Source organism: uncultured Endozoicomonas sp., assembly GCF_947495845.1.
Lineage (GTDB): Bacteria > Pseudomonadota > Gammaproteobacteria > Pseudomonadales > Endozoicomonadaceae > Endozoicomonas.
The window spans coordinates 16,859-41,172 of sequence record NZ_CANMAO010000012.1 but is presented as its reverse complement, the minus strand read 5'-3'; the positions used below and the strand labels follow the sequence as shown (position 1 = coordinate 41,172).

The 24,314-nt window shown below is 45.2% G+C and carries 9 protein-coding genes; 2 read left to right on the top strand and 7 right to left on the bottom strand.

Annotated elements, in window-relative coordinates; translation table 11 throughout:
- Positions 1–1,035: a permease gene (locus Q1B11_RS09955; protein ID WP_299731525.1), complete on the top strand. Its 1,035-nt coding sequence runs from the start codon at positions 1–3 to the stop codon at positions 1,033–1,035.
- A gap of 18 nt (positions 1,036–1,053) precedes the next feature.
- Here the strand turns inward: Q1B11_RS09955 and Q1B11_RS09950 are convergent, their stop codons facing one another.
- From Q1B11_RS09950 to def, 6 genes are all read right to left on the bottom strand, one after another.
- A complete protein-coding gene (locus Q1B11_RS09950; RefSeq protein WP_299731522.1) occupies positions 1,054–2,505 on the bottom strand; it encodes a TrkH family potassium uptake protein in 1,452 nt (483 codons plus the stop codon).
- A 141-nt stretch (positions 2,506–2,646) separates the two neighbouring features.
- Positions 2,647–3,390, bottom strand: a complete 744-nt coding sequence (locus tag Q1B11_RS09945; RefSeq protein ID WP_299731519.1) for a hypothetical protein — start codon at positions 3,388–3,390, stop codon at positions 2,647–2,649.
- A 129-nt stretch (positions 3,391–3,519) separates the two neighbouring features.
- Complete coding sequence (gene trkA / locus Q1B11_RS09940; protein WP_299731516.1) at positions 3,520–4,893, bottom strand: Trk system potassium transporter TrkA; 1,374 nt, start codon at positions 4,891–4,893, stop codon at positions 3,520–3,522.
- Positions 4,890–6,215 (bottom strand): 16S rRNA (cytosine(967)-C(5))-methyltransferase RsmB, encoded by a 1,326-nt coding sequence (rsmB, locus tag Q1B11_RS09935; RefSeq protein WP_299731513.1) that lies wholly within the window; start codon positions 6,213–6,215, stop codon positions 4,890–4,892. Before rsmB ends, trkA begins: the two co-directional genes overlap by 4 nt.
- Positions 6,216–7,160 carry a methionyl-tRNA formyltransferase gene (fmt, locus tag Q1B11_RS09930; protein ID WP_299731510.1) on the bottom strand — a complete coding sequence of 315 codons (945 nt, stop codon included), beginning with the start codon at positions 7,158–7,160 and terminating at the stop codon, positions 6,216–6,218. It abuts the gene before it with no gap.
- Positions 7,160–7,657, bottom strand: coding sequence for a peptide deformylase (gene def / locus Q1B11_RS09925; protein ID WP_299731507.1), 498 nt, complete (start codon positions 7,655–7,657; stop codon positions 7,160–7,162). Before def ends, fmt begins: the two co-directional genes overlap by 1 nt.
- A gap of 518 nt (positions 7,658–8,175) precedes the next feature.
- Between def and Q1B11_RS09920 the strand changes: the two genes are divergently transcribed.
- Positions 8,176–22,323: a hypothetical protein gene (locus tag Q1B11_RS09920; protein ID WP_299731504.1), complete on the top strand. Its 14,148-nt coding sequence runs from the start codon at positions 8,176–8,178 to the stop codon at positions 22,321–22,323.
- Here Q1B11_RS09920 and Q1B11_RS09915 read toward each other — a convergent pair.
- Complete coding sequence (locus Q1B11_RS09915) at positions 22,298–24,145, bottom strand: extracellular solute-binding protein (protein WP_299731501.1); 1,848 nt, start codon at positions 24,143–24,145, stop codon at positions 22,298–22,300. The two genes, Q1B11_RS09920 and Q1B11_RS09915, sit on opposite strands and share 26 nt — an antisense overlap.
- Positions 24,146–24,314 lie beyond the last annotated feature (169 nt).

Sequence of the window (24,314 nt, the reverse complement as noted above, 5' to 3'; positions counted from 1 at the left end):
ATGGTTATGCACTTCATTAATACTCTGTCCATGTTGATCTGGCATATGGTGTGGCCTCTGGTATTTGGCTTTGCATTCTCCGCCTGTATACGAAGTTATGTATCCAGTGAAACGATCATTAAGCATCTTGGAAAAAACGGCTTTATTAGTTGTGTTCTGGCTGTGTTGTTTGGTGCTGTGTCGTCAGTTTGTAATTATGCAACAGTTGGAATGGGGCATACCCTACGATTAAAAGGCGCCAGCTGGCCCAATACATTGGGTTATATGATTGCCAGTACGAACCTTGGCATCACAATGATCATTGCCGTTTATGGTTTTTTGGGAGCGATCTTTTTAAAAGTGATGATAGGCGCAGCAATGGCCTTCCTGATTATTGGTTATATCTTGTGCTGTATATGCATGGGAGATAACCCTGTAGAGCCTGCTGAACAGCAAGAAATGATGATGGATAAGAAGTCCAGATGGCAGGCCGCGTGTGACTTTTTCCGTGAAGACCTCGATATGACCCGCAAGGATATTCTGGTTGGATTTATTGTAGCTTCTGCCGTGGGCGTAATGATGCCGCCCTCCTGGTGGCAAATGATTTTCTGGAGCTATCAGGATTTTGGTGCTTTGGCATGGGTGTGGAATGCGGCAATTGGCATTATTATCACGGTGTTAACGTTTGGATGCTCAATCGGTAATGTCTCTCTTGCCGCGGTGATGTGGTGGAACGGTGTGCCTGCCGGTGGTGTGATGGCGTTTCTTATGGCCTGTTTACTGACATTTCCCATGCTGAAAATTACCCATGGGTATTATGGAAAAAGTGTGACGATAAGGCAGGCTTTGATTCAAGTAGCAGCAATTATTTTAGCTGCTGTTTCTATTGATTGGTTCGTATTGAATGCTTCGATTCATCTGGAGCAGAGTGATCGGTTATCTCTTGGTATCAGTGGACATAGCGACTTAACATTACTATTAAACAGTATTCTGGGAAGCCTTGGCGTACTTATGTATCGCAAGGGAAAAGGAATGGCAGGCGACATGTCTATGTAATGTCGCCTATTTTGATGGTTAATAACGCCAGAAGGTCGGAGTAAACAACACTAGCAGGGTAAATATTTCCAAACGTCCAAGAAGCATCGCAAAGGAGAGAACCCATTTAGCGCTATCAGGCAGAGTTTGATAACTGGCAGCGGCTTCACCAAGGGCTGGGCCAAGGTTGTTCAGGCAGGAAGCGATGGTAGAAAAAGCGGTGACGAAATCCAGACCTGTACCTAGAAGAACCAGAAACAGCAAAACAAAGACCAGAATATAAGTAGCAAAGAATCCCCATACCGCTTCACCCACTCTCGGGCTTATGGGTCTGCCACCCAGTTTGATGGTGAAAATAGCATTTGGATGAACTAAGCGACGAAGTTCTCTTACTCCTTGCTTGGCAATCAATGCCACACGAATCACTTTCATACCGCCGGCTGTTGACCCTGCACAACCACCAATAAAGCTGGTGAAAAATAACAGGAACGGTAAAAACATCGGCCATGAAGAAAAGCTGGAAGAGGAGGTGTAACCCGTCGTCGTCGCAACGGAAACCACCTCAAACAATCCGTAGCGAAAGGATTTGGTCAGTGAATAGGTATCTGAGAAATACAGTGTTGCCACGGTAATCGCCCCCACAACCCCAAGAATCCCCAGAAACCATTTCACTTCCGGATCCTGAAAATAGTGAGACAGTGACTTATATCGCCAGGCAGTAAAGTGAAGTGCAAAGTTAAAGCCAGCGACCACCATAAAGAAAATAGCGACGGAAATGATCAGTGGTGAATTAAACGCTCCCATACTGCCGTCGTAAGTGGAGAAGCCACCAATGGCAATGGTAGAAAAGCTATGGCAGATGGCATCAAACAAATTCATTCCTGCCAGCCAGTAGGCAAGAGCACAGGCGGCGGTAAGAAACAGATAAAGAAACCATAGCGCTTTGGCGGTTTCTGTAATTCGGGGTGTCAGCTTTGAATCTTTAACCGGCCCAGGGGTTTCTGTGCGATAAAGCTGCATTCCACCGATACCCAGCATCGGTAAAATAGCGACAGCCAGAACGACAATGCCCATCCCGCCAAGCCATTGCAACTGCTGGCGATAAAAGAGAATCGAGCGCGGTAAGTCTTCGATATTAGTCAGAATTGTTGCACCGGTTGTCGTAAGCCCGGACATGGACTCAAACAGTGCATCGGTAATACTGAGCGACGGGCTTTCCATAAACAGAAACGGCAGAGAGCCCACTGAGCCAAGTACGATCCAAAACAAGGCGGTGACCAGAAAGCCTTCACGGTTTCTAAGTTCATCTTTAATGTTTCTGAACGGAAACCAGAGCAGAATGCCCAAAGATAGGGTCAGTAAAAAGGTATAGATGAAAATGGTGATTTCTTGCTCCTGATAAATCAGAGCAACGAGCATCGGTGGTAAGCTGGAGGTGCTGAAAAGTAACAGCAGTATTCCCAAAATAGGGGAAATAACCTGAAACTGCATGGTGTGCCTGCTTCAATCCTTTTGGCGTATGCCGTGTAAATTTTTATAGTGGCTATAAATAATTTTGATTATATGCAGTAGCAGGGTACTCCCAATCCGTAGGAAAAACAAAGACCTAAATAACGGATAGATAAATGACTCTCATTGATGAGTGTTAATCTTTTTTTCTATTTCTGCCTGATTGCCATGAGAGTTGTCGATTTCGGGTTCTGGTTTGTTAAAAAGCTCGGATGTTGAGCTTGGGTGTATATTCTCCATAAGGCTTTTTACCTCTTCAGGGAGGGCTTGTTGAGCCAGAACTTCAAGAAAGTCTCGTTGATTATTAGTTAATGAGTTGTCTTTCAGTTTTTCACGGATGTAGTTTCTAACAAACTGGTTGTCATGAGCCATATCAGTCAGAGAATAGCGTGCCTGATTAATAGCAGTTATACCCTCTAGCATACTCACTTTCTGTGCTAGTAGGATCCCCAATTTCTGTGCTATCGAATATTCTTCATAGCGCACATCTTTATAGAATACCGCTGCTTTTTTGGCATCTTCAATTAAATTTTTCGCGTCATATAATTCTAAATATGCTTGCTTTGTATCAGCTGGCAAGCATATTTCAGACAGCTTACCGATTAAGTCCAGTAATTTATCGAGAGAGGCTGTATTCTCAGTGATTAAACAGCTTTTGGCTGACATTGATGCCTTGATATCCATGCAACATAATTTTTTTTTATCAGCTTGAGATTCATCCTTGAGGTTTTGGGGGAGCTTTTTCTTAGAATCTGAGTGACATTGCCTGGTGACTGTATAAATGCCAAAAGTGCTGTGACAGTTATTTAACGCTGCACGTGCTGCTAAAACACCAAAATTATAGGCTGTAGAAACACCCAAACTCATGATCACCTCCGGTTCGGTATCGTAACCTAACTTCTCGGTTGGACTCATTATGAGGGAAAAAGTTTCAGAATTTATAATGATGCAGGTATCGATTGATACCTACACAAAAAGCCGCTCGTATTTTCTATCTCAGAAAAAGCCAAGACCAACCTGAAACAGTTGCTCAACGTCTCTGATTTTGCGTTTATTCGTCAGGAATAAGATTACATGGTCGCCAGTCTCAATACGGGTAGAATCGTGGGCAATGAGCACTTCATCATTACGAACAATAGCCCCTATGGTTGCGCCATCTGGAAGGTTGATATCTTGAAGAGCCTTACCTACCACTTTAGAACTGTGTTCATCGCCATGAGCAATGGCTTCAATCGCTTCGGCGGCACCACGGCGAAGAGAGTGAACATTCACAATATCCCCACGTCGAACGTGTTTGAGCAAACTGCCGATGGTGGCAAGCTGCGGGGAGATCGCAATATCAATTTCACCGCCCTGAACCAGATCAACGTAGGCTGGGTTGTTAATCAGTGCCATTACCTTGCGGGCACCAAGACGTTTCGCCAGCATGGAAGCCATAACGTTGGCTTCATCATCGTTAGTGAGTGCGCAGAAAATATCGGTTTCTTCGATGTTTTCACTGATCAACAATTCTTTGTCAGAGGCGTTGCCATTAAACACCATGGCTTTGGTGAGGGTTTCTGACAGGAACTGACAGCGCTCCATATCCCGTTCGATAATTTTAACTTTGTACTGACCCTCAACCGCCTGAGCCAAGCGCAAACCAATATTACCGCCTCCGGCAATAATGATGCGTTTGTAATCATCATCCAGGCGTTGAAGTTCACTCATTACCGGACGAATATCTTCTCTTGCGGCAATAAAAAATACTTCGTCGTCTACTTCGATAACGGTGGTGCCCTTCGGTGAAATTGCATTTCCCCGGCGGAAGATGGCAGCAATTCGGGTATCCACATTCGGCATGTGCTCACGGATGTAGCGAAGCTCATGCCCAACTAATGGACCACCGTAGTATGCTTTCATGGCCACCAGTTGAACTCGGCCATCGGCAAAATCGAGAACCTGAAGAGCTCCGGGCCGTTCCAGCAACCGTTTAATGTAATTGGTGACGACCTGTTCAGGGCTGATCAATACATCGATAGGTAAGGCGGTATTGGCAAACAAATCCTGATTTTTTAGGTAAGCCGCCTGACGAATACGGGCAATTTTCGAGGGCGTGTGAAACAAGGTATAAGCGATTTGGCAGGCGATCATATTGACTTCGTCACTGTTTGTCACAGCAACCAGCATATCGGCTTCATCTGCTCCGGCCTGCTTCAGAACACCCGGAAAAGACGCTTTTCCCTGAATCGTGCGGATATCGATTTTATCCTGAAGCTCACGCAACCGGACGCCGTCAGTATCGACAACGGTAATGTCATTTTCTTCGCCGGCGAGATTCTCTGCCAGTGTGCCGCCAACCTGGCCTGCACCTAGAATGATAATTTTCATGGGGATTCCGTCTTCACCATCAGGCTATAGAAGAAGCCATCACCATTAGAGCTGGTCTGACCGCTGTTGCCCGGAAAAAGCTGTTTGCCAAACCCAGTATCATGACCCCATTTTCCTTCAATGGGTAGCAGTTTGGCGCCGGCGGTTTCTGATAGAAAACGCTCAACCTGCAAATGGTTTTCCTGAGGCATAATGGAGCAGGTAGCGTAGAGAAGCGTGCCGCCGGGTTTTAATAATGGCCAGATAGCCCGAAGAATCTTCTGCTGGAGTTCCGCAAGGGCTTCAATATCTTCTGCGGTTCTGAGCAGTTTAATGTCCGGATGGCGACGAATCACACCGGTAGCGGAACAGGGCGCATCTAAAAGAATATGGTCGTACAGTTTGCCCGGGAACCAGCTATCAGGATCGGTAGCGTCACCACAAAGCACATTGGCCGTCAGGCCGAGCCGGTTTAGATTTTCGCCAACGCGTTCCAGACGATGACCATCCGCATCCAGAGCGTCGACGGTAATATCAGGATTTAACTCAAGAAGGTGGCAGGTCTTTCCACCGGGGGCACAGCAGGCATCCAGAACATGATCGCCGGGTTTTGGTGTAATTAACGTGGCTGCCAGCTGTGCAGATTCATCCTGAACACTGACCGCACCTTCACTAAACTTATGAAGCTTATCTACAGGCACAGGACGATTTAAAACGATTCCCTGTGGTGCAATAGGCGACAATTTACCTTCAATGCAGTCATCCAGTAACTTTTTCATATAACGGGATGGTTGAAACTGTTGTTCATTCACCCGCAAAGTCATGGGCGGCTGCTGGTTATTGCCAGTCAGGATGCTTTCGTAATGGGCAGGCCAGGCGCGCTTGATGGTGTTGATCATCCATTTTGGATGAGACCAACCACACACAGGGCTTCTGTCTTCCAGTTCTTTCAGTTCATCCAGACGACGCTGGGCGTTTCTGAGAATGCCGTTAACTAAACCTCTGGCCCAGGCTTTGCCCATGGTGCGTGTGGCTTGAACCGTTTCACCAATGGCCGCGTGAGCCGGAATTCGGGTATAAAACAGTTGATAAAAGCCCACCAGGATCAGGTTATGAATATCCTGCTCCTTGTCTTTTAAAGGCTTCTCGGTGAGAAACTTCAGCCAGGCATCCAGCTTGTGGTAATAACGAAGGGTTCCGTAAGAGAGCTCTGCCAGCAGTGGTTGATCTTTTTTAGCCAGCTTTTCCTGCAGGGCGGGCAGCACGACGCTGAGGGATTCACCATTGGCAACCCGGGTCACTGCCCGAGCCGCCAGTTGTCGAACAGACGATTGTTTGGCCATTTAGCTGAATAGTTTCCCGGCGCTGAACATTTCCTTTTTGCTGTTCAACAGCTCCTGAACGGTCATTGCGCGGCTTCCTGCCAGCTGCAGTTTTTTAATCCGAAGAGTGCCTTCGGAGCATGCAATATCCAGTCCATCCTTATGGGCTTTTATCAGGGTGCCCGGTTTTTGATCTGAACTTTCACTTAAAGGTTCAGCTTCCCAGACGCGGATATTGGTGTCGTCCAGAACAGTGGTGGCCACAGGCCAGGGGTTAAACGCGCGAATCTGACGATCCAGTGTTACCGAAGCACTCTGCCAGTTTAGCTTTGCTTCTTCTTTACTCATTTTATGAGCGTAATTGGCCAAAGCATCGTCCTGCTTTTCTGGCTGAAGCTGACCTTTGGCAATTTTATCCAGTGCTTCTACCAGTGCCGGCTGACCCACTTCAATCAAGCGATCATGAAGATTGGCAGACGTATCATGGGCATGAATTGGGCAGAATGCTTTTAACAACATATCGCCGGTATCCAGCCCCGCATCCATTTGCATAATGGTAACGCCGGATTCGGTATCGCCCGCTTCAACCGCTCGCTGGATTGGAGCGGCACCACGCCAGCGCGGCAGAATAGAACCGTGCACATTGATGCAGCCAAGCTTTGGTGTATCCAATACCACTTGAGGCAGAATCAACCCGTAAGCCACAACGACCATTAGATCCGCATTCAGCGAAGAAAGTTCCTGTTGAGCCTCTTCATTACGAAGGGATTTTGGCTGGTAAACCGGAATGTTGTGTTCCAAAGCCAGCTTTTTTACAGGAGATGGCATCAATTTCTGACCACGACCCGCCGGGCGATCTGGCTGACTGTAAACGCCGATCACCTCATGGTGGGTATTCAAAATGGCCTGAAGATGAGCGCTGGCGAACTCGGGAGTGCCAGCAAAAACGATGCGAAGACTTTTCATTACCGGTTCTTTTTACCCAACTTCTTGCGAATGCGATCCTGCTTAAGGCGGGAGAGAGTGTCGATGAAAAGCTTGCCTTCCAGGTGGTCTAACTCATGCTGCACACAGACGGCAGCCAGACCATCAAAGTCTTTGCTGTATTCGTTGCCGTCACGATCCAGAGCGGTCAGACGAACTTTTTCCCAGCGATCCAGCAATTCATAAAAGCCGGGAACGGAAAGACAGCCTTCCTGAAGCTCGGATTTCTCATCGCCAATCGGCTCATAGGAAGGGTTGATCAATACCTGAGGGTCGTCACCTTCTTCGGAAAGATCCATAACCACAATACGCTGATGAAAATCCACCTGAGTCGCAGCAAGCCCGACGCCCTGTGCTTCGTACATGGTTTCCAGCATATCGTCCACAAAGCGGCGAATCTCATCAGTGACCTCAGCAACCGGCTTGGCAACGGTGCGCAGCCGTGGGTCAGGGTATTCAAGGATTTCCAGTAAGGCCATCAGTACTCTCTATCTGGCGAAAAAAATCGGTATCTATTATGCAGTATATCGCTATTTGGGGTCATCAACTAAGAGACAGGAACTGCAGGAATAGGAAATAGTAAAAAATTATAAGGTGCCGATGAATATCAGCTATTTTTAGGAGCTTGAAGTCTACACCTTATAAAAATTATATTAATTAGTTGACCAAATGGAATCATATTTTCTGAGTAAGTGGTCAATCACTCTGCCGCGTTACAACTCTGGTTACATCGCTAAGGCTATGCTCCCGACGCTGCGCCTTGCATAGTAACTAACCACTCACCCTGAAATATTCGATTCCATTTGCACAACTACTTAAGCCAAAAGGTTCGGGCAATTTTGAATATAACAATATATACAGAGAGTGTTTCATGCCTGCTTTATCTCTTCCTGTAACATTTGCAGTGCCTGGTAGTGATAGGCCATTTGAAAACGATAGGTCAGATGACAGCTCAACATATAAAACACCACAGACCGTCTTCTCAAAAAAGCCCTTAATGAGTTCAACCCCAGAGGACAAGAGCATAACCGACCGTGGGTCTCAAGTAGCGACCCCCAAAAAAAATTTAGTAAATGACGATGTTGAAAAAGCGAAAGAAAGTAGTCTGACTCGAGAGCGTCGAAGTGCTGAAACTAAACATCAGAAAATGACAACAACGGCAATTCCTGAGACTGAGGGTTCAGCATCAACAGTGAGTCAAACCACGACACCGGACAATACAGACGTTGACGAACTTCAGACGTTGCACCTGAAACTGCAGAATGAATTAAACATAAATATGGAGAGTGCGCGTGATTGGCACTTTCTTAGCATCCTGCTCACCTATAGCAGCCTGTGCCCTGAAGACAGTACGAAGCTCGATCCAATTATCGAAAAGGCCAATACAAATATTTCACGTCAAACAATGGCTCTGTTTTACAGCCAACTGGTAGAGTACCGGGATATTATTAAATCCTTTGATACAAAGACAGGAAATGCTTATAGCAACATTATTGATGATGTTGAAACAAAAGCCACCGCCATTCTCAATGAGGCGGACTCAGAAGAGAGCTCAAAAGGCAAAGCACTTTTTGACTTGATTGATGAGGCCATTAATCGTCTCAAACCCTTGAAGTACAGCGGTAAGTTTGGTCTGTTTTTTAAAGGGTTGCGAGCTCGGCAGCTTGAGACCGCAAGGCTGCAGCAGCCATTGTCAAACATTACCCCTGTTAATGAGAATGAAAGGGTTATAGCGGCTTCGTTAGAACAGGGCCTTGATCGAGCAACATTGTATGAAAATCTGTATGAAAAATTACACCAGCTTATATCTGCAGATGAATCTGAGCAGGCAGGCAGGTTGTTTTTCTTTGCAAATGCAATGATTAGGGGGAAAGAAGGAACCGCTTACAATCATCAAAGCCAGAGCCTATTCATTGATAAGCTGCTTGATTTTGAACCTCCTTCCTTACCATTAAAGGCTGAGCACCCATCTAATGAAGTTCGAAGTGATTTTGAATATGGCATTAAAGTCGCCCTTATTCTGGCAAGCCTGAAAAGTTATGGGGGGATCTGGAATGAAGATGATGAGTTTGGCGCTGCATTCAGTTTTCTGCAGATGTTATCGGGTGATAACCCTCAGTATCTGAATAACCTTCTGGAGCAGATGACCTTATCAGATGCAGACTCCGGGCTGGTGGTGAAAGAGCTTACACTGGCTTTTCAGGCCAGCTATGAATATTACCTGTACACTACTGTGTATCCGGATGGAGAAAAACAGAGAGCCAGCGCGACTATTCTTCAAAAGCTTGGAGTGGATATATCAAGTAAGTACTTCTCTCAGTTACAGGCAGCCATTGGGCGATTTATTGGGCCAATGAGTGATTGGGAAGATAGTAGAAGTACTCCGGCTGAAATCATTAGCTTTCTTATCAATAAGTTTGATGAAGAGCATGGCAAGGATGAGAATTTTAATAATCTTCAGATCGTTATTCATACCAATAGAAATGGTACACAGTCACCGAAATACAGGACAGAGTTTATTCGAATTGGTTTGATTCGGGATAATAATGGACTATTCAGTCTTACCATTGATGACTCTACAGAAGGGTCTATACATTATTCGGGAATGGCCAGAGAGCGGCTGGTTGGAACCACTTTTAATGAGTTGTTTAGCTATAAAATAAAGCATTTACTCAGCCTGCATTTTGAAGCAGCGGTGGGTAATGATGTCAGCATCCCTATTCAGATTGTACCAGCATCGATTTATTCCGTTGATCAGTTAACAGTGTTGCAGGGAAGTCCGCTTAGTCTACGAGATATTATTTCAACGCCTGTTTCACAGCTTCCTCAGCTTGAGCGTACACGCATGATGGAGCTGACTCATCAGTTCTTCAATACAATGAAAGACAGAGCTATTTTCACCACTCTAATAACACCTGCAACACAGCATAAAACATCTCCAATAGACACAGCCACCCCCTTTTCAAACTTAACCGCTGGAATGCAGGAGCTGCTTGCTATTAAAAAAGGAGCGGTGGATGGGGAAGAGCTGATTAAACCCGGTACAGAGCAATTGTTTAAGAATGTCATAAAAGGATTCACTGGCATTCTCAGGCTGAGCAATGGTGGTTTACAATCTTCCGGTGGGTTATCTGCAGATGCAAAACAGGCGTTCTCCGAGTTTAGCAGTATGGTTTCTGATGTTTTAGACGACACGGAGTTGTCTATTCCATCGGATATCAGAGAAGCATTGTCTGAATTTAATACTCAGTCACAAGTGTATTTACGCCAGCATACTGAAGCGACAACCGCAGCTGGAAATCACCAGGAGCCAGAAAGCCAGACAAAAGAGACATCTGTAATTCACTCACCGGGTTCAAAGGTGCTTCTGAATCCTGGGCAGTTATTAAGGTGGATAGTGGGAAAACTAAAGGGCAGTGAGGCTGATGCTCAGACAATGACAGAGCAAGAATTGGTCGCCTTTTTTAAAGAGCATGAAGGCGTTTTGGGAGTGTTTACTCCCGAAGAGTGGACAGGTCAGACTGAAGCACCTTCACTGAATACTGATCAGGCTATAAGTGGTCTGTTCAAAAGCAGTTTGAACGAGATTATGGAATGGCATCAAGGAAGCCATCTTGAGGTTCACCCAGAGAAGAATTCCTATCGGTCATTAACTGGAAATCAGCCTTCTTTTAACTTGCTATCTCAATGGCAGAAGTGTTTTGATGCGTCCTCTGAATCACGTTCAGAGCCTGTGTCACAAACTTTTCTACCGCCAAATAATCATACAAAATCAGAGTCTGAAGACGTAACGCCTTCTGAATTAAACTTCAGTGGTTATATAAAAAACAGCACCACACCGATTCCCACAAAAGTACCTGAAACAATGTCAGTAGCTGCACCGACAAAGCCAGCAACTACTACTCTAGTAACAACAACACAGTCCACACAATTCATACTTCAGAATGTACTGATAAATGCTGTAAAAGACACATGGGTTTATAAGCTTCAATTAAGATTGTTGAAGTATCGTGATGAGGCTCCAGATGGTGAGAGTGTTCAACCGGTTATAAATGCCTTAGAGAAGTTGATTAAGACAGATAAGCTGAAAGAGCTTAAGAGCTGGATTAGTGCATTTGTGAAAGCGGCTAAATCATCAGATCCAGAGACAGCCAGTCGGTTTGCAAACATTCTGGACAGCATAGACAGAAATGAGAATGATGGCAGTGAAGATCAGCACTCCCGAAGAAAACGTTCACCTCTCAATCCATTTGATTTGGATCATCAGGTTTTCTCACTGCTTAATCAGTTAGCCAGTGATGAAAAGGCTGAAGCTTTCACTCGGTTTTCCCAGGGTATCCAGAGCAGTATTACCAACTATTCGTTGAAGCTGAATAATCAAATGTTGGATTCAACACCTACGCGCTCAGAAAGTTTAGCGGAAGAATCCAAAAGTAGAGTGATTACCCCCTCTGAAATGGAGGAGGTAAAACAGCAGATCACTGATTATTTTGCTGAGGGCGATTATTACTCTGCAGGTCAAACATCTTTTGACCTGGGTGAGATCAGTGTTAATCAGCATGTTTTGGCCAGAAGCTCAGGCAACAGTGAGTCGATCACGGAAGCTAATGATGCTAATACCAGTCTGTCACAGAGCGGTCAAATTGAGATCAATGGAAATTTGGATGCCAGTTTATTTGAAGCATCCTGCTTTATGGCAATCGTAACTAACCCGCTGTTTGTTCGTGATGTGTTAGCGGGATGTACTGGTTATTGCAAAGGTTTTTCCTTCATTCAGGCTATCGCTGGAATGAAAGGGATAAGTCTGAACTATCGCCTGCTAGATATGCTGGCTGAAAATCAGTTGGATGCCGGAACACTGCCACAGGCGATTGCAGTGCTACAAATGCTACTTAATATCTCTCACTCTTCTCATCTACCCGATCTGAATCCGGCAGAAGCTGCTTTTGAAGCAGGAAGGCTAAAATATTTTGGCTTTAAAAAAGAGAGTTTGGTTTTTAAAAATCTGCTGAACAAAATTGATGCGATTAATATTGAATATCATGGACTGGAAACACAGGACACAACTCTTGATACAGCTCTGGATGCATTGGTTGACTTTTATGAAGCTCAAAAAGGAGCGGCTCAAACCTCAGAGATTAAAGGCGCCGAAGTAGGCATTGTCTGTACTTTTTATATTAAAGTTCCGCATATGATCCGGTTGGCCCTGGAAGAAAACCCGGAGGGCGGTTTTTATATCATTTATGAGAACTCTCAGTCATCGTTAATCAAAATACCGGTTAGCTCATTAAGCGAGCTAAAAACCGATAAGGTGCGACAACAGTTTGGGGAAATTATCCGCAGTGACTTACGGAATCGTTATAGTTACACCGATGAACAACTCCGTTTAGTAAAACTGACACCCTCCATCCTGTCAGAAATTGCGAGCTTACAAATCCTGCCAACGAGTTTTTTAACATTAGGTGAATTAGTTGCAACTCCTCCCTCTGAAAGGGCTTTGCTGGATCAGGGCAGGAAGCTCCAAAAGCTCACAGAGCTGTTAACGAAGCTTTCTCAGCCATCCACCAGAGACGCCATCCGGCAGGGAGCTTTTGAAGGGCTGGTTGAAGATTCGACAGTTAATCCAAATAAGGTCAGTAGCTTAAGCTCGTTTAACCAAAAGGTTCGCGAGGTGCTTGAGGCTATTGATTTATTTGAACGTCAGGGAACTGCCATATCCAGTGAAAGGATTGAATTAATTCAAGATATCCTTGCCACAGTGACCAATGAACTCAAACTGATCAACTCGATACCTGCTACGGTGCTGGGACGATGGCTTACTCAGGAAAAATTGAATAACTTACGACAGTTGTCTCAAGCTATGGAGGCATTGAAAGAAGCGACCGCGGGCTCAGACTTTGGTGTAGCAACCGATTTAAACGATGCTGTAACCAAGTTAAACACAGAAGTGGATGCCTTTTCTCAGAAGACACAGAGTATATCTATTTCGGAGCTTCAGTTGCCGGATGCTGAAAGTCATCCACTTCCAGAGAAAACCGTTACAAAGCTTAAAAAAACACTGAAGGAAAAAGCGTACAAGATAGCGCTGGAGGAAACACCATCCACATCATCAGCTACCAAAGAACCAAGCAGTGAATCTATCGAAAAGGCGGAAGAGCAGGTTGCTACGCAGTTTAAAGATGGGGCCGACTTTTTTATGGCTGTTGTTGGTGCGCCTTCCAGAAATGTTGGCACACCCACAGAATCAAATTCCCAGAAGTTATCCAACGCATTAAATGAGGCTGCTGATCAGGGGCTAAAAGAAACAGCAGGAGTTGGTGAGTCATGGAGTCGTATACCAGGTAAAAATGACGATGCGATTGATCGGCTGTTGCAAGATGAGTCAGTCAGAGCGTTCCTGAAGCTCAGACCCAGTGATTTTGTCAGCGTTACAGAAGGCGGTGTCACGGTTACTGCCAAAGTTGTGGGAGGCATTGCTTCTGGAATTGCTGAAGTAGGCGGTGTTGCGTTCACTTACCGGGTCACTGTAGGAGAGTGGTCGTTCCTTTATAAGCGAGTAGGCTCCAGCGGTGCTTCCATGGATGCAAATGATTTACGGGAGACGGAAGATCTGGATACAAGCGCAACAGACTTAAATAACAATGTCCAGAAAGGCATAAAAAAGCTCGATTCAGCTGAGCTGGATGCTCCGGATGCTCCCGATACTCCTCTTGATGGTGCTCCGGTCGCTGAAAAGCTCGATTCAGCTGAGCTGGATGCTCCGGATGCTCCTCTTGATGGTGCTCCGGTCGCTAAAAAGCCCCGGGTTATTTGCAAAAGAGACACTGGTTGTGTCACTTCAGAAACAGAGGAAGGTGCTGGTGACAGTTTTGCTGATCTGTTTATTGATGGTTTGGAAGGAGGTGCTGCCAGTGACGGCTTAGCTGATACGGCCCTGCCAGCTGGAGCCTTCTTTGCTGGAACTATGTTAACAGTAGTCGGGTTAGGAGCAGCTGGTAGCGGCAATCAGAATGAACAGCCCCAGTCGCCTCCAGCTAATTCACCGTCCGATAGCCATAGCCATTCTCCTGTCACCCGCAAACCCAAATCTGGCGATAATAGTAATAACCAGGGGGGGGCAGATAGGCCTGCAATCGATCAGGCCACTACAGACCAAACACCATTAACTACTTCCAAACCATTGGCTGAGCCAAGTACGACAATTACTACACCTGAGCAGACAAAAAAAAGTACTGAAAAAATTACACAGAGTAATGAGAGTTTAACAACGCGCCCAGATATAAGCCCAACGACAGAAGAAACTGAAAAGACAACGGCCTTAGAGGATGTTAAACAGACAACTCCTCTGGCTTCAGCAGTGAGCCAAACGACGGAAAGCACTCAAACAGAAACAACGCCAGATGAAAAAGGTGTTTCCGACTCGGTGGGCACAACACAACAAGTGTCTTCCATGTTACAAACCACTCCTCAACCTTCAGGCACTCAATCGACATCAGGTGTGACGGTGCCAGATCTAACCACTTCTGATGCTGCTGGTTCTACAATTCAAACGGCAACAACGGTTTCACCTGAGTCTGAGCTCGAAGCACTGGCGAGTGGGGTGCTGGATCAATCATGGCTGGATAATTTGCTGGAACATTTTGATCTGCCTCCTGAGGCCCGCAAGATGTTCGGAATTATTAATAAGTTCTCAGTATTGTTATCACTTTTGCAACAGGTGACTCTCTTTGCTGATGAAATTGCTGAAGATTACCCTGAAGAAGCTGAAAGCTATAGAAGTCTGGCGGCGTTTATTAAACAAGAAATTAATGGTTTGCTTCAGCCTGCCCACTCGAGAACCCGGCGATCTGATACCGATGATGAGCGTGATAAACGAATACAAGAAAACCAAGAATCGTTGAACAAAGAACTTGATAAATCTATCAGAAATATTCTCGATAAGCTGGCTAAAAAGCCCCATATTACGAGCTATAAGCAGTTATTTCGGGGGTATAATGCACGACAGAAGTCTGTATTATCGGCAGACATTGATAATACAAATATGGAAGAGCTTTCAGATGAGGATGAAATCATCAAGAGGGCCATGGAAAATGATCCCCATCTAAGTGAATATAACACTCTAAAAAATAATTTCAGAAAACTCTTTAACAGAGGAAGCTATTTTGAGGCAGGAAAAAAACTGTTTGATGCTGGTTATATTAAATTATTGATGGATGGAGGCACTATAAGTGAGAATGCTGCTCGGCTTTCCGGATTTAAAGAACAGTTTCTGGAAAAAATACAGTCTCATCCAGACTTCACAGCATTCTCAGCGTTTAAATTTGGCTCTACTTTGCACTATGCTTTATTACTTTCAAACCCATTTTTTATGGAAGAGAAGGGTGTCTGTTTCAGTTATTTATTACTGGAGTCGTTAGCTGCTGACAAAAGCCTGTTACTTACAAAGGTGCTGGAAAATCTAAAAAACCCTCAGACCCCGTCAGAGACATCAATACTTAGGACAATTTTTATATTGCAGAATTTTTTAGACGTGGGTTTTCATATGCATCCTAGTACAATCTCGAAAGTAAGAGCGGCTAGTGAAAAAGTGCAAATAGAATCGGCTAGTACGAGATTGAGATTAAAAGAGGTATTACAGGAGTTAGGTTTAAAAATAGATAGTCAATTATTTGAAAGCTTATTTAAACAGGTGACTGCCTTAAGGAAAAGTATAACTGATGTAAAGGGTGATACTGTAAGAATTGACAATATAGCTACCAATGTTATTGAGCGTTTTAAAATACTCAAAGCTGAAGCTGAAAAAGAGGGAAAGGAGTTCAATTCAGTCCAGATAAGGCTTAATGCAAACGAATTTATAGAAAAGCCGCATGTAATTAGAATCTCATTGACCGAACACAACAATGGACAGCTTTATAAATTACAATATGAAAACTCCGCTACAATTCTTCTGGATTTTTCAGCAAGCTCTTTGGAAAATCTTGATTCTGATAGTGTTAAACAGAAATTTAACAAGGTGGTAGAAGAAGACTTAAAAGCAGCATATAATTACCATGGCGATGTCGTATCACTTTCTAGAATAACCCCTGCTCAAATCACCAATCTAGGCATACTGAAACTCAACCCTGGTAGTCCTCTGACCCTTAATGAAATAGTTAATACACCGGAGAGTGGTATGCAGGCGCTGATTGAAGAGAAAGAGCTTGCACTGTTTTCTGATTTTTTTAACAAACTTGCTGAACCTGGGGTTAGTCAGGCGCTCAGTTTATCTGGAACAGTCATTGGTAAAGACTCTCCCAGAATGGTCAGTAGCTCTGAATCCATGGTGCACATTGTCCGAGAGCTGGTGGAATCCATTGGAACGAATCAGGCAATGGGTAAAGCGATACCGGTGCAAACCAGAAAGCTGACGGGAGATGTTGTTCAATTTTTCACGAAGACATTAAAGCTCATTAATAACATGCCCGATACGACGCTCGCTTTGTGGCTAACTCAGAAGCAGCTGAACGGCCTCAGGTCTCTGTCTCAGGCAATGCTAAACGCCTGTATTCGGGGAGGTATTCCTGCTGATGACCTGCCTGAGTTTCGTACACAAGTGGATGTGTTTTCCCAGAAAACAGAGCATTTGACCGTTGTTGAGGTGCAGTTACCCGATGCACCAAGCCATGCTTTACCTTCAGCAACAAAGTCCAAGTTTAAAAAATCACTGAAATCTCAGGCTGAGAAAATTGCACTGAAAGAAACACCGGTTAAGGCGGATGGAACAAAAACACCCAATAAGGAAGCGTTACTGACCGCTGAAAAACAGGTGGTCACCCAGTTTCTGGATGGAGTAAAAGTATTCTCGGCACTGACAGGGATGGGAAAATCTAAATCTAAAATTGTTGAGACTAACGCAGCCAATGATTTGTTGGCAGAAACTGTAGATGCGGTTGCTGAACAAAGCATCGAGCAGGTATTTGGCGAAAAGGAGCCAGCACCACAGATCAAACAAAAGCCTATTGATTCTATTGATGAACTGATGGAAGACCCACAAGTTCAGGTGTTTCTGAATATAAAAGCCAGTGAGCTGGTATCGGTAACGGAGGGTGGGATTACCGTTACGGGGGCTGTTGTCGGTGGTGTTGCTTCTGGTACTGTTCTGATTGGGGGAGCTGCTTTTTCCTATAGATCAGCGCAAGCCTCGAATCTGGCATATAGACCCTTGGGCAGCACAGGCGAATATACCAGTGAGATTCCAACGAAGGAGCCTGTTGACCCTGAAGAAGTCGAGCAACTTATAAAGAAAGTATTAGAAAAAGTGGAAGGACCTCCAAAAACGGATACTGTGGAAGCAGAGGTAGAGGATGTGCCTGTGGAAGCACCGGTAAAGGATGTGCCTGAGCATATGCCTTGCAAAAGGGATCTTAGAGGCTGTACACCTTTTGAAGATGCCGAAGAAGGAGTTGGAGATACTCTGGGTGACCTTCTGCTGGATGGTGCCGCAGGTGAAGGGTTGGTGGATGCGGCTCCGGCAATCGGAGGTGGCTTTGCGGGCTCTCTGCTGTTTTTATTTGGCTTGGGTGCAGCAGCCAGTAATCACGACTCTGAACGGACACAGACGTCTGATGAACCGCCAGCACTTCCACCAGTCAGGCATGAGCACAATCAACCTTCTGAGCATGAGGCCAATAATCCAGTAATGCCTGTGGCAACCTTGCCTCCTGCTACAAAGGAAAAGACATTAACAACGGAATCTCCTGCCACTCAAAAAGTACCAGAGGGAGTGACACAAGGGGGGGCATTAACACAAGAACCACCGACAACAGCTGCACCCGGCCGGGAGGATACAACTCCAGTAGCATCATCAACACAAGAACTACCGACAACAGCTGCACCCGGCCGGGAGGATACAACTCCAGTAGCATCATCAACACAAGAACTACCGACAACAGCTGCACCCGGCCGGCAGGATACAACTCCAGTAGCGTTATCAACACAAGAACCACCGACAACGGCTGCACCCGGCCGGCAGGATACAACTCCAGTAGCGTTATCAACACAAGAGCCACCGACAACAGCTGCATCCGGCCGGGAGGATACAACTCCAGTAGCATCATCAACACAAGAACCACCGACAACAGCTGTAACCGACCGGGAGGGTACAACTCCAGTAGCGTTATCAACACAAGAGCCACCGACAACAGCTGCATCCGGCCGGGAGGATACAACTCCAGTAGTGTTATCAACACAAGAGCCACCGACAACGGCTGCACCCGACCGGGAGGATACAACTCCAGTAGTGTTATCAACACAAGAGTCACCAAAAACGACAGCATCAGGCCGAGAGGACACAACACAAGAGTCACTAGCAACGACATCTAAAAAATCAGGGTCAATAAGCTCCGAGCCGCCGGTTGCTCAGCCTTCGCTTAAACCGTCCAGAGATTTGGCATGCAAAGTTTTGGTGAAATTTGATTTTCCAGAATGGTTTGCGCGTGGGGTGTTTACGGATGAACAGGTTAACCACATGTATGGGAATATGATGGGTTTTCTGGAGTCATCGCTGGGAAGCATCAGTGAGTACTTGTCATCACTTCCTAAAGCTACAACCCTGCCTGTCAGAGAAGCCAGAGATCTGGTAAGAATGTTTTTAACAGATGATGCTGCTCTTGTCGTAAGAACACGATTACTCAGTGACGAAAAATTTAAACCCTGTGTATCGAGAGAGGGGGAGGCCAGTTATGAAAATGATATGGCGCAGAAAAGAGAGATTATTGATCTTGTGCGACTTACTTGGGTCAAGGATAAATGGTTTAAAGAATTTGCTTCCCGCAGGCAAGGAAGAGTAACCAGATCTATCCGCCATGAGCATCACTCACATCGTTCGAGGCAAAAGCAGCATTTAATGAGGGAAATTGATAAGAAACTATTCGAAGTGCTGCAGGGTGAAAAAGATAGTCAGAAAAATACAGAGCCTGCAATTCGGGGACGCAGGAAACGGGCTGCCAATAGGCACAGTGATGAGTTGAGTGAGATTGCAAGAGTGCAGGGAGAACTGAGAATGGTCAAAAATCAGCTGCAATCTTTTGAGGGAGTTCAGCTGCCTGAAAAAAACGTCAGGGTCAGAAAGAACCGAAAGCTCAACTGCAGGATCCTTAGTAGATATAAACCTAGCTCGAACTCGAAGTCTGTTGCCAGTGAAAGCTCAGATTCCAGGGTGCTTGAGGCAGCTTATAATTCTTTGCCATCCAGGCTTAGTGCTGTTCAGAGCATGTTAACAGCACTGTTGAAGCACTCCCGCGCAGGAAAAATAAATGGGCTGGTCCCATTATTGAAAATGTTGAAAAAAATGAAAGCGCTCTCTAACGAGAGAGAGAAGTTTTTACGAGACGGGAAATTTTATCAGCCATGTACCGATAAAAAAGGACGTCCAATTGCTGCCACAAGCCCTAAACAAACCAAACTATTGATTAAACACATGCGGCAGTTCGATGTCACGGTAAAGCAGTTTGAGAAAGCGAATCAGCACCTTCTGTCAACCTACCGTATTCCATCAGTAACACTACATACCAGGCGGTCATCACCCCTTGGCCTTAGTCGAGAGGCTGAGATCCGCGTTCTCCATTCTATCCAAACAGAGTTGGAAAAATCCAGGCGTCTGGTTAAGCAGCTCAAGGTAGCTACTGTTCAAGAGGTGATACAACATCCTGCAATTCGCCCTGTTGCCAGCCTTGGAACTAATACCACGGCACCTGCTGATAATGTTGCCAGGCATCACCACCGGCGAGATACCGATGCTGTACCTAAGCCACCGGCCCATCATAATCGAAAACTCTTAAGTGTGGGTTCTGAACATTTAGAAGGCCACCGTCCTTTGGACGGGCTATTTAGAGAAGATAATGACTCTCAAAAGCCGGTGAGTTCAAGTGCATCCCGGCTTGAGAGCCCTATTAATAAAGGTTTTCAAATACTGAGTACGTTTGCGAAAGAAATCCTTAATCCGGATATTTCGGCGTTTTTCAGTCAATTCACATCTTACTTTAATGGCCCTGTTACTGAAGAAAGCTCAGAAAAGCCAAACTCCGGATTTGAAGCGCATGCCAGCAAAGAAAATTCAACGAAAGAGCTTCTTAAAGAAACAGGTGTAAAGGAAGCGTCTACCCGGCAGTGGCGCTCGACAGTGACTGTTCTTGGGAAGTGCGAAGGTGAGTCTAATGACTGCAAAGCTCAAGTGGGGGTGATGACAACACACTCTGATGACCCTGCATTTTGCTATAGCCAAACCCCCGAGGGCGATAAGGAATGTTCCTCGTTCCAGTTCAGTGCAGCTTTGGGAACCTGCGAGGAAACAGAAGCCCTTAATATGGAGAATCTATTCTCTAAACGGAAGTTTAGCGGGAACGAAAATTCCAGCCGGGATGATTCGCAGTGTAATGAACAAGAAATACTGGCAGCGGCAGCTGGCTCAATTAAAGAAATGATGAAGGAGCAGGCTCTGTCAAAGTGGCAAAAAAGTGCAGATTACTTAAATGGCGCTCATGGTTTACATATGCCATTTACACATAAGCCAACTTTTCTGGAAACATTAGATCTATTTGAATCCTCCCACGGCTCTCTTCCTGAAGGTTTCCGGCGTGATGCTCAAGGTAATATTTTATTAACTGTTACAGGAGAGTCAGCCTTTCAATTTGACTTAACCAATAACCAAATGAAAGGTGAACTATCGGAAGCTGAATCAGGTGTGGTTACTCCAGAACGAATTGATTTAATCAGGAGGGCCGCCACAATGGATTCCCGAATGGCGGCTTATCTTCAGTGGCAACCAATTATTGAAACCCCTAGAAATCTGGCTGAAATTTTAAACCTTCTGGCCTGCACAATTAACGACCGTAGTATGATTAAAGGGCACTGGTCTGATGTTCAAAAAGCGAAAGAGACAGGAAGTCATACTTCTTTGATTGGAGTGCTTCAGGATGGAACGGATATAGCCTCTGATCTCTATGATGATGTGAAAAACTACATCAAGCTTGCTAAAGATGGCCACTGTGACATGTCGCATTGGAGCAATTCAGACCTGACTTGTATTTCGATATTGCAAACTTACTTAGGAAAAACAAAAGAACTGAGAAGCGATGTGCTTGCGAAACAATTTATTAGTGAATTGCTTAATTCTCCTGTTGGACCAGAATCCCAGAGTTATAGTGATCTTTTTGATGTGGAAGAGAATGGAGGTGTCAGAATCAGGGGGCGCCATGCTGAAGATAATATTAAAGGAATGTCCGGACACAGCTTCTTTAAACTGGCCACTGTTTACAGACAGATGAATGATGACCATCCCGTTGAGCGTATTCAACTCTGTAGCCCTCAGAATGGTAACCGCCTTGAACTGGTTCGTTGCATGCTGAACGTCATGGCAAGAAGCTGTCTTGATAACTCTGGCTCCAAATATATTGATGTTGCCAGGCAACTATTAAAAGAAAAACGTCGTATCAATGAAAGCAATACTGAGCACGTGAGCATTTCTCAATGCCTGCAGTTAGTCGATGATTGGTGTACAGAAGCTAAAAATAGTGAGCCTGATCTTAAAACCCGTTATGTGACTGATTTAATAACCTTGATCAATAAAAAACTGAAAAGTTTTGATATGAACAGTCAGGATAGAATTCCGTTATCAATTGCCATTTGGGAGCGGCTGCATCAAATACAATCTTTATCGCCTGACGAGGCAGAGGATCATTCTTTGTTAAAGGATAAGGCTGGCCAGCTGGCTGAGCTATACCATCAATCATATAGCAATGCTGTCAGCTCCATGCCTGAAACAATGTCATCGCATGATATTGATGTGGTTAAAGAGCTCCATAGAGATATTGCTTTAACTTGCTTTCATCAATTAGTGGATGATGTTGACAGTAATGAACTGGCTCATAAAATCAGCAGCATGGTATCTAAAGAGTGGCAGGTTGTAGCAAAAGAGCATGAAGAGGTAAGCCATGAAACCGGGGTAGGTTTTGTCAGAGTGTCTAATATAACCTCACCCAGAGAAAAGGATCTTATAAACAGTCTGAATATATTTCCTGAGCAATCTAACGTCTACTTGCCCGCAGCCTGTATGCCAATCTCTTTGTCGGCAGCATCGACTTCTACTCAGCCAGCCACCATGAGCTGATGATTACCGGGAAGTCCGTTTCGGTATCAGGGCGACGAATATGGTTTCTCATGGCAACTCTGGTGCGAGGATGGTACCAGAGAGGGATGGCGTAGTAGTTCCAGAGCAACGTGCGGTCCAGACTTTTTAGTATGACTTCAAGCTCCTGCTGCGATTGAGCATGGGGTATTTTTTCTAGAAGATGATCAACCACCGGATTACTGGCTCCTGCAAGGTTTTGGTTGTCCGGTGCATCTGCATTGCTGGAGTGAAAGAAGCGGAACAATTCGATACCGGGTGAAAGGCCGAATGGGTAGTTATAACCAATCACATCAAAGTCGGCGTTTCGGACTCGCCGGATATAGGTGCTGCTATCCAGTACCCGATATTTTAAATCGATACCAATGCCTGCCAGATTTTTCTTAAAGGGAATGATGATTTTGTCCATGGCATGGCTATTGGATATCAACTCAAAGCTCAGCTGTTTTCCATCCTTATTGACCAGCTGGTTGTTCTTTACTTGCCAGCCAGCTTCTTTGAGAAGTTGCAGCGCAGTTTGTTGATGTGCTCTGATCTGTCCGGATCCATCGGTAGTTGGCATAGCAAATGGTTTAGAGAAAAGCTCTTCTGGCAGTGCGTTTTTATAGGGGTTGAGAACAGCAATCTCGTCGTCAGAGGGCAGCCCTTCAGCGGCGTATGCCGAATTTGGGAAGTAACTGGCAGAGCGAATATAGGCATGATCAAAAAGGGTGCGATTGCTCCATTCAAAGTCCATTAAATACGCAAGTGCCTTACGAACCTGAAGGTTGTCGAGCGGATAGTGTCGTGTATTTAACACGCATACCGGTGTGAGGGTCATTGATTTGCTGGGTATTTCAACCTTGAGCACACGGCCATTGATAACATCAGGAAAGTCGTAAGCTTCGGCCCAGCGTTTGGCGACGCGCTCAAAGTGCATATCAACAGTACTTGCTTTAAACGCTTCAAAGGCGACAGCGATATCTTGGTAAAAATAGAGCGTTATCTGATCGAAATTGTATTTTCCACGGTTGATCGGCAGGTCTTTTCCCCAGTAATCCTGAACTCTAGAGAAGGTAATAGATGTCCCCGGGACGACTTTGGTTATTTTGTATGGGCCACTGCCTAGCGGTGGGTCGAGTTTAGCCTTCTTTATGGATGCGTCAGACCAGTAGTGTTCCGGTAGAACCGGTAATTCAGCTGCGCTGAATAGTTGCTCTCTATTGCCTGGCGACTTGAAATAAAAGCGTACGCTGTGGTCATTGATGATTTCTATTCGATCGATCAGGCTCAGTTGCATTTGATAGCGAATGGAGCCTTTTGTCTTCAGAAAGTGATAGGAGAAAACCACGTCTGCGGCAGTAATTGGGTGACCATCGTGGAATCGGGCATCTTTTCTTAAATTGAACGTGATCCATTGGCTGTTATCTGGATGCTCTACCGATTCAGCAATAAGGCCGTAGGCGGATTTAGGCTCATCAGCAGCAACGCTGTAGTTTCCGGTGCCAGCCATTAAGGGTTCATTCAGACCAAGGAAACCTAGAAAGAAGTAGTTGATAGGCCAGGCTTCGAGGATGGGGGTTCCGGTTGGAGTATAAGGGTTCAGAGTATCCAGTATACCAACGGCAGCAATTTTTAGGTGTCCACCTTTAGGGGCATCAGGGTTTACATACTCTACGTGAGAAAATTCTGCAGGGTATTTCAGATCATCAAAGCGGCTTAAGCCGTGGGATTTATGTGTCTTTTGAGTCATCGCGTGGATGTCTGGTATAAAACCGAGCAGCAGGATTAAGGCATAGGCAAGAAGTCGCTCAAAGTGTTTCACTGTATGCACTCAAAAAAACAGGGTCGAAGGCATGGTTATCGTCCGTGTTGGTGGTTAAGTAACTGTGACTTTATCTTGAGAATTAACAATAAAAGCCGAGAACCTGTTAGAGCTGATTGCCCAGAACCAGAGGCGATTGATACACTGTTCGCAATGTTTGCAATAAATC